This window comes from Micromonospora sp. WMMC241 (assembly GCF_027460165.1).
GTDB classification, from domain to species: Bacteria; Actinomycetota; Actinomycetes; order Mycobacteriales; family Micromonosporaceae; genus Micromonospora; species Micromonospora humi.
Map to the genome: position 1 here is coordinate 4,200,941 of NZ_JAPZBF010000001.1, position 15,639 is coordinate 4,216,579.

A 15,639-nucleotide genomic window follows, 5' to 3' on the forward strand; every position below is an offset into this window, starting at 1 on the left:
GGACCGACGGGGTCGGTCGGGTCAGTCGGTCTCCTCCTCCAGCAGCGTCAGCACCGACTTCTCCACCGTCTCGCGCGGCATCTCCGGGCGCACCGGCGCCAGCACCCCGTCGTGGTAGAGGTCGACCACGCGGGGATCCACGTAGGACGTCCGCGCCACCGTCGGCGTGTTGCCGAGCAGGTCCGCGACCGAGCGCATCACCGCCGCCACGGCCCGCCGCCGGGCGGTCACGGACCGCTGCGCGCCCACCGTGGCCAGTTCCGTGGCGGCCAGCACGGTCGCGTGCCAGGTGCGGAAGTCCTTGGCGGTCATCTCCCCGCCGCTGGCGTCACGCAGGTAGTCGTTCACCTCGTCGCTGCGCACGTCACGCCAGGACCGCCCGTCCCAGTAGCCGAACAGCCGCTCCTGGGCGCGCCGCCGACGGCGCAGGTTCACCAGCACCTGGCACAGCTCCGCGTCCTCGATCCGGCGGACCTGGTCGATGCCGCCCTTGGCCTTGAACTCGAAGACCACGCACCCGCCGCGCGAGCGGGCGTGCTCGGGGCGCAGCGTGGACACGCCGAACGTGGGATCGTCGCCGGTGGCGTACTGGTCGCTGCCGACCCGGAACGCGCCCATGTCGAGCAGCCGGGCCACGGTGGCCAGCACCCGCTCCCGCCGCAGGCCGCGCAGCGCCAGGTCGTGGGCGACCCGGTCGCGCAGCGCCGGCAGCCGGTGCGCCACCTCCAGCACGTGGTCGAACTTGGCCTCGTCGCGCTTGCGGCGCCACTGCGGGTGGTAGAGGTACTGCTTGCGCCCGGCCGCGTCGACGCCGGTGGCCTGGATGTGCCCGTTCGGGTACGGCGAGATCCACACGTCCCGCCACGCCGGCGGGATCACCAGTTCGCGCAGGCGCGTCAGCTCGTCGGCGTCGCGTACCGGCTCGCCCCGCGCGTCGAGGAAGAGCCAGCCCTTGCCGCGTCGCCGGCGCCCGTACCCGGGCCGGCCCGGGTCGCTACGCCGCAACCGCACCGGGCACCCGTTCCACAGCGGCCACCGCAGCCACCACCTCGTCGATCCCGATGGCATCCAGACTCGGGTGCGTTCCTACCCCGCCGGAACCCGCCGAACCACGGCCGGATCCGGCACGCTCGGCGCCACCGAGCGCCCGGTGCCGCGGCCGGTCCACCGGCGGACCCCAGTGCGCCGCCGGCACCGGCCCGAAGAGCACCACCGAGGCGGTGCCGTAACCGGTGGCGAGGTGGGCCACGCCGGTGTCGCCGCTGACCACAAGCCGCGCGTCGGCGACCAGCGCGGCCAGCTCGGCCAGCCCGGTCCGGCCGGCCAGCACCGCCGACGGCGGCAGCCCGGCGTCGGCCGCCACCCGGGCGGCCAGCGCCCGCTCGTCCGCCGAGCCGGTGAGCACCACCCGGTGCCCGCGCGCGGCCAGCGTCCGGGCCAGCCCGGCGAACCGGTCCGCCGGCCAGCGCTTCGCCGGGACCTTGCCGCCCGCGTGCAGCACCGTCACCCCGGCGGGTACGCCGGCCGGAGCCGGACGGCGCAACGCCAGGTCCCCCGGGTCGGCCGGCAGCCCGTACGCGTGCAGCAGCCGGCACCAGCGGCGGACCTCGTGCTCGTCGCCGTCCCAGGCCGGCCCGTCGAGGTGGCCGGCCGACGGGTTCCGGTAGGCGAGCAGCCGCCCCGGCCCGGTGGCGGCCAGTGCCCGGTGCGACTCGGGTCCCCGGCCGTGCAGGTTCACCGCCACCTCCGGCGGCGGCCCGCGCCAGCCGATCCGGTGCGGCCCGGTGGTGGGCAGCAGCCGGTCGACCGCACCGGTCAGCTCCACCAGCGGCGCCAGCCACGCCGGGGCGGCGAGCACCAGTTCCCGCCCGGGCAGCCCGGCGCGCAGGCCGCGCAGCGCCGGGACCGCGGTGGCCAGGTCACCCACGCCGAGCGCGCGCAGCACCAGGATCACGGGTACGACGACTCCCGCTCGGCGCAGACCACCATCTCGCGGACCGCGCACCCGGCCGGCTGGGAGAGCGCGAACATCACGGCGGCGGCGGTGTCGGCCGGTTCGTTGAGCACCGCGTCCGGGCCCGGGCGGTACTGCGCGTCCCGCTCGTCGAAGAAGGCGGTGCGCATGCCGCCGGGGACGAGCAGGGTCACCCCGACCGCGCCGGCGAGTTCGGCGGCGAGCGCCCGGGTGAAGCCGACCACCCCGAACTTGGCCGCGCAGTACGCGGTCGCGTCGCTGACCGCCTTGACGCCGAGTGTGGAGGCGACGGTGACGATGGTGCCCCGGGACGCCTCCAGGAACGGCAGCGCGGCCCGGACCACCGCCGCGGTGGCGAGCAGGTCCACCGTGACGATCCGCTCCCAGGTCTCCGCCGGCAGGTCGGCCAGCTTGCCGGGCACGTCCATGCCGGCGGCGGTGACCAGGCCGTCCAGCCCGCCGGAGCGTTCCGCCAGGTCCCGGGTGGCGGCCTCGGCGGCGCGGGTGTCCGCCAGGTCGCACTCGACCCAGGGCACCCCGTCGGCGGGTCGCTGCCGGTCCACCACCAGGGGCCGGCCGCCGGCGGCCGCGACCGCGGCGACGACCGCCGCGCCGAGACCGCTGGATCCGCCGGTGACCAGCACGGTGGGCCCGGCGCCGGGCGGGTGGTCGCTCATGGTCATCGTGCTCCCTTCGCCGTGGATCGGACGACCGTCTCCCGGGCGGTGCCGGCCGGGGTCGCCGCCCAGCCGGCCCGGGCCGCCGCGATCATGTCGGTGGTGGACCGCCCGTCCAGGTACGGCACGACCACCGTGTGCCCGCCCCAGCGGGCCAGGATCTCCGACTCGGGCAGCGTCTGGTCGCCGCCGCCGCTGGCGTAGTCGCCGCCCTTGACCCAGACGTCCGGGCGCAGCCAGGACAGTGCCGCGTGCGGCGTCGGCTCGTCGAAGATCAGCACCGCGTCGACGCAGCCGAGCGCGGCGAGCAGCCGACTCCGGTCGCCCTGCGACACGACCGGACGCTCCGGCCCCTTGAGCCCGGCCACCGACGCGTCGGAGTTGAGGCAGACGACCAGGCAGTCGCCGAGCCGGCGAGCCGCCTGGAGCGTCGCCAGGTGCCCGGCGTGCAGCAGGTCGAAGCAGCCGCCGGTGGCCACCACGGTGCCGCCGGCCGCGCGTACCCGGGAGACCACCTCACCGGCCGCCGCGGCGCCGATCCGGTCCCCACCGGCGGTGACCAGCGCCGGGGCGACGGCCACCGGCGGCGACGGCAGCGCGGTGGCCACTCCCCCGCCGGCCACGTACGCGGACGCCTCGGTGACCGCCTCCTGCACCGCCTCCGACACCAGCGCGCCCCGGGCCAGCGCCAGCGTGGCCGCGGCGGCGAACCGGTCCCCGGCGCCGCAGGTGTCCCCCTCGGCGGCCGGCGCCGGCACCACCAGCGGGGTGGAGCCGGCGTGGCAGAGCAGCGCGCCGTCCCCGCCCAGGGTCACCGCGACCGCGCCGGCCTGCCAGCGCCGGCGCAGGGCCTGCGCGCTGCGGGAGGCGTTCGCCAGGCGGGACCCGCCCGGCGGCGTCTTCGCCAGCTCACGGGCCTCCGGCTCGTTCGGGGTGGCCAGGTGCACCCCGGGGACCGCCGCCGGGCCGCGCGGGTGCGGGTCCCAGACCACGGGCGCCCGGGTGGCGGCCAGCGCGGCGCGCAGGGCGCTCTGGCCGGCGACGCCGCGCCCGTAATCGCTGACCAGCACTGCGGACGCGGTGGCGAGCAGCCGCAGCACGGCCTCGCTCGGCTCACCGGGCACACCTGTCGGGCCGCCCCGGTCGTGGCGCAGCAGCACCCTCCCGCGCACCCGCAGCCGGATCTTCTCGGGCGTGGCACCGACCAGCGGCAGCGCGTACAGCTGCACCCCGGCAGCGGCGAGCAGGGCGCCCAGGCGGGCTCCGCCGGCGTCGTCGGCGACGGCGGTGACCAGCGCGACCTCGGCGCCCTGCGCGGCCGCGAAGACGGCGGCCAGGCCGGCACCGCCGGGACGGTCGACGGACGTGGTCTCGTCGAGCACCGGCACCGGGGAGTCCGGGCAGAGCCGGTTCACCAGCCCTTCGACGTCCCGGTCCAGCAGCGTGTCACCGAGCACCACCACGGGTCCCGTCATGCTCGACCTCCTCATCGGGCCTGCACCTCCGGATCCGGGTCGCCGAGCACCACCTCGACGCCGGCGCGCACGTCGCCGGCCGGGACGCGGGCGGCGAGCGCCGCCGGCAGCGCCTGCTCGACGTACTCGCAGAGCACGTGCACCGCGACCAGGTGCAGTTCCTGCACGACCTGGCTGTCGGGTGAGTCGACGGCGAGGGTGTCGTGGCAGAGGTCGGCGAGGGGGTTGGGGGTGGGGCCGGTGAAGGCCCAGGTGCGCAGGCCGGTGTGGTGGGCGGCGTCGGCGGCGGTGAGGAGGTTGGTGCTGGTGCCGCTGGTGGACATGAGCAGGAGGAGGTCGTCGGGTCGGCCGTGGGCGCGGACCTGGCGGGCGAAGATCTCGTCGTATCCGTAGTCGTTGCCGATGGCGGTGAGGGCGCTGGTTTCGGCGTGCAGGGCGATGGCGGAGAGGGGTTGGCGGTCGTGGCGGAGTTTGCCGACGAGTTCGGCGGTGAGGTGTTGGGCTTCGGCGGCGCTGCCGCCGTTGCCGGCCACCAGCAGCCGCCCGCCCGCGGCGAGCCGGTCCGCCAGTTCCCCGCCCCAGCGGGCCAGCAGGCGCTCCGCCGCGCGCAGCGGCAGCAGCGCGGCGGCCAGCCGGGCCAGGTGGTCCTCCAGGACCGTCGGACCGGTGGCCGGGGTGGCCGCCATCAGGCGACCACCCGGGTGGGCCGGCGCACGGTGGCCACCTCGCCGTAGAGCTCGCCGAGCCGCTCGGCCGCGGCGGCCCAGGAGTAGTGGGTACGGGCCCGTTCCAGGGCCGCGGTGGCGTAGGCGAAGCGGCGGATCCGGTCACCGAGCAGGCCGCGGATCGCCGCGCCGAGCGCCGCCGGCTCGCGGGCCGGCACCAGGTCGCCGGTGCGGCCGGGCACCACCGTGTCGGTCAGCCCGCCGACCGCGGTCCCGATCACCGGCACGCCGCACGCCATCGCCTCCAGCGGGGTGAGGCCGAAGGGCTCGTACCAGGGCGCGGCGACCAGCACGTCCGCCGAGCGGTACCAGCGGGCCATCTCCTCGCGCGGCACCGCGCCGACGAGGCGGACCCGGTCGGCGACGCCGAGCGACTGCGCGAGCGCGCGCAACCGCAGCGCGTACGGGTCGGTCTCCAGCAACCCGGCCGGTGGCCCGCCGACCACCACGCACTCGGCGTCCGGCACCCCGGCAACGGCCCGGATGACGTCCTGGAAGCCCTTGCGCTCGACCAGCCGGCCGACGGTGAGGATGCGGGCCCGACCGCCGTCGGAGTCGGCGACCGGGCCCAGCGGACCGAACGTGGACAGGTTCACCCCCGACGGCACCACCGTCATCCGGGACCGCGGCACGCCCAGCCGCACCAGCTCGGCCACCTCGTCCTGGCACTGGGCGACCACCCGGTCCACCGAGCGGCCCAGTTTTCGCTCGTGGTCGATGCGACCCGGCGGGCTGGTGTCCTGGGCACCCTGGTGGCGGCGCTTGACCGTGCCGAGCGCGTGGTAGGTCTGCACCACCGGCACGCCGGTGCGCCGGGCCGCGGCGAGCCCGGCCAGGCCGCTCATCCAGAAGTGCGCGTGCACCACCTCGGGCTGCCAGTCACCGGCGCCCCACCGCTCGGCCAGCCAGTCGCCGAACGCCGGCATGTACGGCAGCAGGTCGTCCTTGGCCACCGGCTCGGCCGGGCCGGCGGGCACGTGCACCACCTGGTAGCCGTCCGGGGTGTGGACGGTCACCGGCAGGTCCACCGCGTCGAGGCGGGTGTAGACCCGGACGTCGTGGCCGGCGGACGCGAGGGCGGCGGAGAGTTCGGCGACATGCGTGTTCTGGCCGCCGGCGTCCTCCCCGCCGAGGACGGCGAGCGGGCTGGCGTGTTCCGAGATCATCGCGATGCGCATACTTCCTCCTCCAGCAGCCGGTCCCAGTCGGCGAGGAAACGCTCCAGGCCGTAGCGGTCGCGGGCGGCGGCCCGGGCCGCGACGCCCGCCCGGCGGGCGGCCGCCGGGTCGTCCAGCAGGCCCCGGGCGGCGTCGACCAGCACGTCGACCCGCGTGGAGAGCGCGCCGGCGGCGGGTGGCACCGCCTCCACCGCCTCGGTGGTGGCGAGCGCGACGACCGGCATGCCGATGGTCATCGCCTCGATGAGGCTGAGCCCGAGCGAGGTCCACCGGCACAGGTGCAGGTAGGCGCGTCGTTTGCCCAGCTCGGCGTGCATGGCGTGCTGGGGTACGTCGTCGTGGCTGGTCAGCCGGTCCGCGGGCAGCCCCAGGTGGGCGGCGAGCCCGGCCACCTTCATGCCGTAGACGTCCAGGGGCGCCAGCGCGGCGAACCGGGCGAGCAGGTCGGTGCCGGTGACCCGCCAGCGGCGTACCGGCTCGTTGACGACCACGGCGAGGCGGTCGAGTTCGCCGGTCCACTCGACCGCCGGGGCGACGACGCCGTGTTCGACGACGGTGGTGCGGGTGGCGCCGTTGTCCCAGAACAGCTCGTTGAAGTGGGTGACGTGGGTGAGGAGCAGGTCGTCGCGGTCGGCCATCGGGTGGCGGGTGTTCGGGACGTCGCCCTTGGGGGTGTTGTGTTCGACGTAGACGGCGGGCAGGTCACGTCCGGGTCGACGGCCGAGCCATTCCGTGGCGAGGTCGAGTTCCTCGGGTCGTTGCAGCACGACCAGGTCGACGTCGGCGGCGCGCAGGTCGGATGCGGTGATCTCGACGGCGTTGTCCGGCCAGGGGTAGGTGCGGGCGCGGCCGAGTCCGTAGGCGTCGCGCTCGGGGTTGACCGGGATGAGGTAGCGGTGTTTGCCGTGCACGAAGGACGTCGTCCAGGAGCCGTGCACGTGCCACAGCAGGATGTTCATCCGCCCACCCCGAGCAGTCGCAACGCCTCCAGCACCCGGCCCGGCTCGACCGCCGAGAGGCAGGGGTGCCCGGGGACCGGGCAGGTGGTGGCGCGGGTGTCCCGGCAGGGTGCCGCGGCGTCGCCGAGTCGGACCGTGGGCACCCGGTAGGGCCCCCACTGGCCGAACGGGACGGTCGGGGCGAACAGGCTGACCACCGGCACACCCAACGCGGCGGCCAGGTGCGCCGGCCCGGTGTTGCCGACCACCAGCGCCCCGGCCCGGGCGATCACCGCCGCCAACTCGTCCAGCCCGGTCCGTCCACCGAGGTCGACGCCGCCCGCCGCGGCGACCCGCGCGGTCAGCTCCCGCTCGTCCGGGCCGCCGGTGACCACCACCCGGAGGCCGGCGGCGCCGAGCACCCGGACCATCCGGGTGGCCAGTTCGACCGGGCAGGCCCGGGTCTCCACCGAGGACCCCGGGTGCAGCACCACATAGCCGGGCGGCCCGGCGGCGGACGGGGCCGGCGGCAGGCGGTCGGTGCGCAGTCGTAGTCCGGGTTCGTCGTCGGCGGGCAGGGGGTAGCCGGCGGCGACGGCGAGGGAGAGGGCGCGTTCGGGTTCGGGTACGCCGACGGGGACGCGGTGGCGCACGTCGAGCAGGGCGCCGGGGTAGTCGTCGCTGATGGCGCTGATGCGGGGTACGCCGGCGAGGCGCAGCAGCAGGGCCAGGGGCAGGGGTGACTGGTGGAAGGAGGTGAAGACGACCGCTTCGTCGGCGCGTACGGCGGTGAGCCGGTCGGTGAGCGCGCGCATCGCGTCCGGGTCGACCGGTGGGGCGGGGGCGTCGATCCAGGGCAGCGGGCATTCGATGACGTCGTCGACGCCGGGCAGCAGGTCGGCGGCGGCTCGGCCGCGGGGGCCGCAGAGCAGGACGACCCGCTCGGCGCCGGCCGCGACCGCCCGGATCCCGGGGCCGGTGACCAGCACGTCACCGGCCGCGTCGCTGCGGACCACCAGCACGGTGCCCCGGCTCGGCCGGCGGGCGGTGTCCGGCGCGGCCACCAGCCGCATCCGGGCCAGCACCGTCTCCACCGCGTCCGGCAGGTCGGCGGCGACGGTCGGCGCGGCGGCCACCTCGGCGTCGCGGGTCGCCGGCGTGGGCACCATGACGGCGGCGGCGCCGGCGGCCGCGGCGGCGGCCATGTCGGCGCCGATGTCCCCGATCAGCACGCACCGGCTCGCCGTCGTGCCGAGCGCACGGGCGGCGGCGTGCACCATCCCCGGCGCCGGCTTGCGGCAGGCGCACCGGTCCGACTCCGCGTGCGGGCAGATCTGCCAGTCGTCGAACGGCCCCAGCAGTTCCTCCACCCGGGCGTTGACCCGGCGCAGGTCGTGAGCGGTGAAATAGCCCCGGGCCAGCCCGGACTGGTTGGTCACCACGGCCAGCCGCAGCCCGGCGGCGCGCAACCGGTCCAACGCCTCCCGGGCGCCGGGCACCGGCCGGACCTTCTCCGGGTCACCGTTGTAGGGCACGTCCTCCACCAGCGTGCCGTCCCGGTCGAGCAGCACCGCCCGGTAGAGGCCGGACGGGGGCGAGCCAACCGGGTCAACCCCGGCTGACCTGCACTGATCCCGCTCGTGGTCCCGTCGCACGGGCGGCGGGTTCCCGACCCCCCGAGGAGTAAACGTCAACTTCGGATACCCGCCGTCGAAGAGAAGCTAACCCGGCCGTTGTTAGCGGGGGCCGCGGCGGGGTACCGAACTTTCCGTGGCGGTTGTGGAGAAAGTGATCGACGCGTCCCCGGAGCGGGTCTTCGAGGTGCTGGCCGACGGATGGACCTACAGCGACTGGGTGGTGGGCACCGCGCACGTGCGCGACGTCGACGACGCCTGGCCACGGGTGGGCAGCCGGCTGCACCACCGGGCCGGCCCCTGGCCGCTCTCGTTGCAGGACGCGTCCACGGTGCTGGAGTGCCGGCCCCCGGAGCGACTCGTGCTGCGCGCCGGGCTCTGGCCCGCCGGCGAGGCGATCGTGGCGTTCGTCCTGGAGCCGCTGCCCGACGGCCGGACCCGGGTGACCATCGGTGAGGACTTCGCGGCCGGGCCGCTGCGCTGGGTCCGGACCAAGCTGAACGACCTGGTGCTGCATCTGCGCAACAAGGAGACGCTGGCCCGGCTGTCGGACATCGCGACGCGGCAGAAGGCGGAGCGGTGAGGAACCGCTCCCGGGGCGTCACTGCGAACCTCGGGAAGCGGACTGGCTACCCTCTCAGGTGAACCTGTCGGCCGACCGAGGAAGTCCGTGATGATCCAACCCGTGCAGTTGCCCTCCCCGTGGGCGGACGCGCGCCTGACCGTCGTCGTTCCGACCTACAACGAGGCGGGCAACCTCCCGGTGCTGGTCGAGCGCGTCCTCGCGCTGCCGCTGCCGGGGTTGAAGGTGCTCGTCGCGGACGACAACTCCCCGGACGGCACCGGCGAGGTCGCCGACAAGCTGGCGATCGAGCACCCGGACCGGGTGCTGGTGGTGCACCGCGCCGGCAAGGAGGGCCTCGGCCGGGCCTACGTCGACGGCATCGGTCGCGCGATCGACGACGGGGCGGAGTTCGTCGCCCAGATGGACGCCGACCTGTCGCACCCCCCGGAGGCGCTGCCCGGCATGCTCGGCGCCCTGCTGTCGACGCAGGCGTCGGTGGTCATCGGCTCCCGCTACGTGCCCGGCGGAGAGCTGGACGAGAACTGGCCGCTCTACCGCCGCGCGCTCAGCGGCTGGGCCAACCTCTACGTGCACACGCTGCTGCGGGTACGCATCCGCGACCTGACCGCCGGCTTCAAGATCTGGCGGGCCGACGCGCTGCGGGACATCGGGCTGGACCGGGTGCAGTCCAACGGCTACAGCTTCCAGGTGGAGATGCACTACCTGGCCACCAAGCTGGGTCACACCATCCTGGAGGTGCCGATCCGCTTCGAGGAGCGCCGCGACGGCGACTCGAAGATGACCACCGCCACCAAGATCGAGAGTGCGCTGATGCCGTTCAAGCTGCGCACCCGGCACCGCAACATCGACTCCTGACCCCACCGGCACTAATCCGCCCGGAATATCACGCTGCGTCAACATGACGCAGCGTGATTTCTTTCTCCGCTCCGCCCGTCACCCGCCCCGGCCTTTGCTCTGCAGCCATCCGCGCAGCACCACTCTGAGCTGCGACGCCGAAAATCGATCGCCGGCCACCTCATCTCGATCCCGACACGGTGAGTTGCTGATGCGTATCTGGCTGCAGAGCAAAGGCGGCGACAGCACCTGTCGCCGCCGGCCGCGACGGTTACCCCAGGTGATCGGCACGCGACGAGTGAGCCCCACGCACGCCACCGACGCGGTGGGTGACAGCCGCGCCGCAGACCCTCCGGGTACGCGCGCCGGCACCGGCAGCCGTCCGTGGCACCGAGCCGGCCCCGTGCACCGGTGGTTGGCCGGACCAGGGGTCAGCGGTAGACGGTGCGGTGGGCGGCGGCGATCGCCCGGGCGTACATCTCGCCGGAGAGCGCCCGGTCGCGGGCCAGCGCGGCGCGCGCGGCGTTCGCGCCCGGCGCGCCGTGCACCCCGCCGCCCGGGTGGGCCGAGGCGCTGGCCAGGTAGAGCCGGTCCACCGGCGTGTCCGCGCGCCCCAGCCCGGGGATCGGCCGCAGGAACAGCTGCTGGTAGGCCGCGGCCGTGCCGCCACCCAGCGCGCCGCCCACCAGGCTCGGCTCGGCGGCCTCGAGGTCGGCCGGCCCGGCCACGTGCCGCCCGACGACGGAGGCGCGGAAGCCCGGCGCGGCGGCCTCCAGGACCTCCTCCATCCGCTCCACGTGCCCGGCCACCTCCTCGGCCCGCCAGTTTCGGCGGAACGGCAGGTGGGTGTAGGACCAGAGCGACTCGGTGCCCGGCGGCGAGTGGCTCGGATCGGCCACCGTCATCTGCCCGACCAGGAGGAACGGGTCGCGCGGAACCTCGCCTCGGGCCAGCGCGGCGGCGTACGTGGTGAGCCCGTCCATGTCCGCGCCGAGGTGCACGGTGCCGGCGCCGGCCACTGCCCGGTTGCGCCACGGCACCGGCGCCGACAACGCCCAGTCGACCTTGAGCGTGGAACCGTCCCACTTGAAGTGCGCCAGATCCTCGACCAGCCGGGGCGGCAGCGCGGCAGCGCCGACCAGGTCCAGGTAGAGCGCCGGGGCGGGCACGTCGGCGAGCACCGCGCGGCGGGCCCGCCAGTCCGCGCCGTCGGCGGTCCGCACGCCCATGGCGCGTCCCCGGGCGGTGAGCACCCGTTCGACCCGGGCGTCGTACTCGATCCGGCCGCCGCGCTCGACCAGCCGGGCCACCAGGGCGTCGGTGATCCGCTGCGCGCCGCCCACCGGCACCGGCCAGCCGACCTGCTGGCCGAGCATGGCGAGCAGCCAGCCGTACACCCCGGAGCCGGCCTCCTCCGGGGACAGGTCGGTGTGCAGCGCGCAGCCGGCAAGCAACGCCGGGCCGCCCTCGCCGTCGAAGAGTTCGGCGCCGAGCTTGCGCACCGGCAGCACCAACCGGCGGGCCAGCCGCAGCGCGCCCGCCACCCGCAGCCGGCGCAGCAGGCCCAGCCCGCCGCGCACCGGCGGGAACGGGCTGGTGATGGCGTCCAGCATCGGCTCGGTCACCTGGACCCAGTCCGCGTACGCGTGCCGCCAGCGCTCCCCATCGCCCGGGGCGAACGCCTCCAGCGACGCGGCGGTGGCGTCGAGGTCGCGGTTGACCACCGCGGCGCGGCCGTCCGGCAGCAGGTGGGCCAGCACGTCGGGGGCGTTCGTCCAGGCCAGGCCGTGGCGTTCCAGATGCAGCCCGCCCAGCACCGGAGAGGCGAAGCCGAGCGGATAGAAGGAGCTGTACAGGTCACTGAGGTAGCCGGGCGCGGTCACGTGCGCGGAGCGCACCGCGCCGCCCGGCGCCCCGGTGGCCTCCAGCACGAGGACGTCCCAGCCCGCGTCGGCCAGCAGGTTCGCCGCCACCAACCCGTTGTGCCCGGCCCCGATGACGACGGCGTCGGCGGTGGAAATCATCCGATCCGCCTACCCGGCCGCTCACCGGGCGAAACGCGTTTGCCTCCCCCGAACCGGGGCAAGCACGGGCATGTACACGGTTGCGCAGCTCATAGGTGGGGTGTGGGGCGCCGGGGGTGAGGGCGGCGAACTGGTCGTGCACGACCCGGCCGACGGGACGCCGGTGACCCGGGCGCCGGTCGCCACCGCGGACGAGGTGGCCAAGGCGGTCGGAGCGGCCCGGGAGGCGGCGGCGCAGTGGGCGGCGACCGCCCCGGCCGAGCGGGCCGCGGCGCTGCACCGGGCGGCGGACGCGGTCGAGGCCGCCGCCGAGGAGTTGGCCGGGGCCACCACCGCGGAGATGGGCAAGCCGCTCGACGACGCCCGGGGCGGCGTGGCGGCGGGCGTCGGCACGCTGCGGCAGTACGCCGAGCTGGCCCCGGTGCGCGGTGGCCGCACGCTGCACGGCGGCCATGCGGCACTGGACTTCATGGCACCCGGACCACGCGGCGTCGTCGCCGCGATCACCCCGTGGAACGACCCGGTGGCGGTCTCCTGCGGCCTGCTCGGCGCGGCCCTGGTGACCGGCAACGTGGTGCTGCACAAGCCGAGCGAGCGCGCCCCGGCCACCGGCTGGCTGCTGGCTCGGGCGCTGGATTCGGCGTTGCCGGCCGGCGTGCTGTCGCTGCTGACCGGCGGCGGCGAGGTGGGCGCGGCGCTCGCCGGCCAGGACGGGCTGGACGTGGTGGCCCACGTCGGTTCCACCGCCACCGGCCGGGCCATCGCCGCCGCCGGCGCCCGCACCGGCGCGAAGGTGCTGCTGGAGAACGGCGGCAGCGACCCGCTGGTGGTGGACGCCGACGTCGACCCGGTCTGGGCGGCCGAACAGGCGGCGACGGGCTGCTTCGCCAACGCCGGGCAGATCTGCGTGGCGGTGGAACGCGTCTACGTGCACCGCGACGTCGCCGGGGACTTCGTGGACGCGCTGGTGGCCCGCGCCGATGCGCTCACCGTCGGCGCCGGCGTCGACCCGGGCACGCAACTCGGCCCGCTGGTCGACCGGCGGCACCGGGACCACGTGCACGGGCAGGTCACCGCCGCGGTGGCGCAGGGCGCCCGGGTACGCACCGGCGGCACGCTGCCGGACGGGCCCGGCGCGTTCTACCCGGCCACCGTGGTGGAGGGCTGCCGCCACGAGATGGCGCTGGTCCGCGAGGAGACGTTCGGCCCGGTGGCGGCGGTGGTGGTGGTCGACTCGTTCGACGAGGGCCTGCGGTGCGCCGCCGACTCCCCCTACGGCCTGGCCGCCACCGTGCTGACCGGCTCGATGAGTCACGCCCAGCGGGCCTGGCGGGAACTGCCGGTCGGGACCGTCAAGGTCAACTCTGTGTTCGGCGGCGCGCCGGGCGGTGCCGCGCAGCCGCGCCGCGGCAGCGGCCAGGGCTTCGGGTACGGCCCGGAACTGCTCGACGAGTTCAGCACCGTCAAGGCGGTGCACCTGGAGGCGCCGGGCGGCGGCCACTGGTGAGCCGCACGGTCGAGCCCGGGACCACGGAGGTCCCGGGCTCGTCGTCGTACCGGTGGCGGGTCAGCGACCGCCGCGGGCCTTGCGGGTGGCGTTGTCGTTCGCCTTCTCGATCGCCTTCACCAGCTCCGGCTTGGTCATCCGGGACCGGCCCCGCACGTCCAGCTTCTTCGCCACCTCCAGGAGGTGGTCCTTGGTCGCGTTGGCGTCCACCCCGCCGGCGGTCTTCGCACGCCGGGCCGGACCGCCGCCGGCGGCCTGCTTGTCGCTGGGGCCCTTGCGACCCTTCGCCTCCCAGTGGTCGCCGACCTTCTCGTACTCGTGCTTGACCGCGGCGAAGGCGACGCGGTGCGCGCGTTCCCCCTCGCCGTACGTCTCGACCGCCGAGTCGTGCGTCTTCTCCCAGGTGCGCTGCGCCTTGGCCGGCGAGCGCTTCAACGTGCTGGGCAACACCTCGCGCCCGGGCATCTCGTCCACCTCCGTCTCGATCGGGTGTCTCCTGTCCTTCCCGCCCGCTCCGGGGGCAAACCGGCGCGCGGTTTGTCGATTTCCGCCGCGGGGTACCGCCCGGCCACGCCCCGGTGGCGCACCCGGCGCGTGAAGGAGGCGGTCATGACGGCGACGACACCACCCGCGGTCGGCGGCCGGACGCGGCCCGGCTTCCCCCGGCGGATGCGCCAGCTCAACTGGCGCACCTGGCGGGGAGTGCTGGCGCGCAGTGGTCAGGGCTTCGTCAAGGACAACTGCGCCGACTGGGCCGCCGCGCTCACCTACTACGGGGTGCTGGCGCTCTTCCCGTCCACCATCGTGGTGGTCGCCCTGGTCGGTCTGGTCTCCGACGGCCCGCGCACGGTGGACACGGTGATCGACCTGGCCCGGGAGATCGGCGCCGGCTCGGTGGTCGGCAACGACGCGTTCGTCGGCGTGGTGCGCAACGTGGTCGAGCAGCAGGGCCCGGCGAAGGCGCTGCTGAGCTTCGGTCTGCTCGGTGCGCTCTGGTCGGCCTCCGGGTTCATCGGCGCGTTCACCCGGGCCTCCAACGCCATCTACGGGGTCGAGGAGGGGCGGCCGTTCTACCGCCTCCGGCCGTTGCAGATCGGCATGGCCGCGGTCACCCTGGTGCTGCTCGCGGTGGTCGCCACCGCGTTGATCGTCAGCGGGCCGGTCACCGACGCGGTGGGCGATCGACTCAACGCCGGCGGCCTGGCCCGGACCAGCTGGTCGGTGGCGAAGTGGCCGGTCCTCGCGCTGGTCGCGATGACGCTCCTGTCGCTGCTGTTCTGGATCGCGCCGAACGTGCGGCAGCCGCGCTTCCGCTGGCTCACCCCCGGCGGCGCGCTGGCGCTGGTGGCCTGGGTGGCGGCGTCCTTCGGCTTCGGCCTCTACGTGGCCAACTTCGCGTCGTACGACGTCACCTACGGCAGCCTCGGCGCGGTCATCGCGTTCCTGGTCTGGCTCTACCTGTCCAACTGCGCGCTGATGCTCGGCGTGCAGGTCAACGCGGAGTTGCAGCGGGGTCGGGCGATGCAGGCCGGCGTCGAGGAGCCGGCGGAGCCGGTGCTGCCGCCCCGCGCCCCGGCGGACTCCTGACCCGGTTTACCGGCGGTTCCCCGGGGCATCTCCCAAGGCATGGAACGTGGCAGCAGCAAGCACTCGCCCAGGGTCGACGACCAGATGAGCAGCGAGGTCAGCGGCCTGGTCCAGGGCCCGGGCGCCGGTGGCTCCCGGGTCGACGAGTTCCGCCAGCCGGAGCCGGCCGGCGAGGACCAGCCCGAGGCCACCACGGCCCCGGCCGGCGAGCTGCGCACCGGTTCGCCGCAGGGCATGAGCTCGGAGGACGTGGAGGCGCGCAGCCGCCTCGGCCGGTTCATCACGATGACCGCCCTGCCCGGCGACCGGGACGCGCTGGTCGCCAACGCGCGGGAGAACGAGGCGCCGGCGGACATCGTCGCCGCCCTGGAGGGCCTGCCGGAGGGTGCCCGTTACCAGACGGTTTCCGAGGTGTGGGCCGCCCTCGGGCACAGGAACGAGACGACGCGCTGGTGAGCGGACCGGCCCACGGTTCGCGGCACGACACCGGCGGAACAGG

General features: G+C 75.6%; 15 protein-coding genes. 5 read left to right on the forward strand and 10 right to left on the reverse strand.

Going from position 1 to position 15,639, the window contains the following annotated elements:
• Window positions 1–21: 21 nt before the first annotated feature.
• From O7598_RS18885 to O7598_RS18920, 8 genes are read right to left on the reverse strand one after another with little or no spacing between them, the layout of a single operon-like run.
• Window positions 22–1,011 carry a DNA topoisomerase IB gene (locus O7598_RS18885; protein ID WP_269692643.1) on the reverse strand — a complete coding sequence of 330 codons (990 nt, stop codon included), beginning with the start codon at window positions 1,009–1,011 and terminating at the stop codon, window positions 22–24.
• Window positions 995–1,954, reverse strand: coding sequence for a glycosyltransferase family 9 protein (locus O7598_RS18890; RefSeq protein WP_269692644.1), 960 nt, complete (start codon window positions 1,952–1,954; stop codon window positions 995–997). The genes O7598_RS18885 and O7598_RS18890 overlap by 17 nt, the downstream gene beginning before the upstream one ends.
• Window positions 1,951–2,652 (reverse strand): SDR family oxidoreductase, encoded by a 702-nt coding sequence (locus O7598_RS18895; protein WP_269694906.1) that lies wholly within the window; start codon window positions 2,650–2,652, stop codon window positions 1,951–1,953. The genes O7598_RS18890 and O7598_RS18895 overlap by 4 nt, the downstream gene beginning before the upstream one ends.
• Window positions 2,653–2,654: 2 nt before the next feature.
• Window positions 2,655–4,112 carry a PfkB family carbohydrate kinase gene (locus O7598_RS18900; protein ID WP_442929932.1) on the reverse strand — a complete coding sequence of 486 codons (1,458 nt, stop codon included), beginning with the start codon at window positions 4,110–4,112 and terminating at the stop codon, window positions 2,655–2,657.
• A gap of 26 nt (window positions 4,113–4,138) precedes the next feature.
• On the reverse strand, window positions 4,139–4,813 hold the full coding sequence (locus O7598_RS18905; protein ID WP_269692646.1) for a D-sedoheptulose-7-phosphate isomerase: 675 nt from the start codon (window positions 4,811–4,813) through the stop codon (window positions 4,139–4,141).
• Window positions 4,813–6,030 (reverse strand): glycosyltransferase, encoded by a 1,218-nt coding sequence (locus O7598_RS18910; RefSeq protein ID WP_269692647.1) that lies wholly within the window; start codon window positions 6,028–6,030, stop codon window positions 4,813–4,815. The genes O7598_RS18905 and O7598_RS18910 overlap by 1 nt, the downstream gene beginning before the upstream one ends.
• Window positions 6,015–6,989, reverse strand: coding sequence for a glycosyltransferase (locus tag O7598_RS18915; protein ID WP_269692648.1), 975 nt, complete (start codon window positions 6,987–6,989; stop codon window positions 6,015–6,017). The genes O7598_RS18910 and O7598_RS18915 overlap by 16 nt, the downstream gene beginning before the upstream one ends.
• Window positions 6,986–8,623, reverse strand: coding sequence for an HAD-IIIA family hydrolase (locus tag O7598_RS18920; protein ID WP_442929870.1), 1,638 nt, complete (start codon window positions 8,621–8,623; stop codon window positions 6,986–6,988). The genes O7598_RS18915 and O7598_RS18920 overlap by 4 nt, the downstream gene beginning before the upstream one ends.
• 115 nt (window positions 8,624–8,738) lie before the next feature.
• Between O7598_RS18920 and O7598_RS18925 the strand changes: the two genes are divergently transcribed.
• Window positions 8,739–9,185: an SRPBCC family protein gene (locus tag O7598_RS18925; protein ID WP_269692650.1), complete on the forward strand. Its 447-nt coding sequence runs from the start codon at window positions 8,739–8,741 to the stop codon at window positions 9,183–9,185.
• Between the two features lie 90 nt (window positions 9,186–9,275).
• Window positions 9,276–10,043: a polyprenol monophosphomannose synthase gene (locus O7598_RS18930; protein WP_269692651.1), complete on the forward strand. Its 768-nt coding sequence runs from the start codon at window positions 9,276–9,278 to the stop codon at window positions 10,041–10,043.
• 410 nt (window positions 10,044–10,453) lie between these two features.
• On the opposite strand, the gene O7598_RS18935 is transcribed toward O7598_RS18930, so the two are convergent.
• Entirely contained in the window at window positions 10,454–12,046 is a 1,593-nt protein-coding gene (locus O7598_RS18935) for a phytoene desaturase family protein (protein ID WP_269692652.1), read from the reverse strand.
• Between the two features lie 70 nt (window positions 12,047–12,116).
• Here O7598_RS18935 and O7598_RS18940 point away from each other — a divergent pair, with 70 nt between their 5' ends.
• On the forward strand, window positions 12,117–13,553 hold the full coding sequence (locus tag O7598_RS18940) for an aldehyde dehydrogenase family protein (RefSeq protein WP_269692653.1): 1,437 nt from the start codon (window positions 12,117–12,119) through the stop codon (window positions 13,551–13,553).
• Between the two features lie 60 nt (window positions 13,554–13,613).
• Here the strand turns inward: O7598_RS18940 and O7598_RS18945 are convergent, their stop codons facing one another.
• Window positions 13,614–14,018 carry a ChaB family protein gene (locus O7598_RS18945; protein ID WP_269692654.1) on the reverse strand — a complete coding sequence of 135 codons (405 nt, stop codon included), beginning with the start codon at window positions 14,016–14,018 and terminating at the stop codon, window positions 13,614–13,616.
• Between the two features lie 144 nt (window positions 14,019–14,162).
• Between O7598_RS18945 and O7598_RS18950 the strand changes: the two genes are divergently transcribed.
• Both O7598_RS18950 and O7598_RS18955 read left to right on the forward strand, forming a co-directional pair.
• Window positions 14,163–15,140 (forward strand): YihY/virulence factor BrkB family protein, encoded by a 978-nt coding sequence (locus O7598_RS18950; protein WP_269692655.1) that lies wholly within the window; start codon window positions 14,163–14,165, stop codon window positions 15,138–15,140.
• Window positions 15,141–15,179: 39 nt separating this feature from the next.
• Window positions 15,180–15,596 (forward strand): DUF2795 domain-containing protein, encoded by a 417-nt coding sequence (locus tag O7598_RS18955; protein WP_091067520.1) that lies wholly within the window; start codon window positions 15,180–15,182, stop codon window positions 15,594–15,596.
• Window positions 15,597–15,639 lie beyond the last annotated feature (43 nt).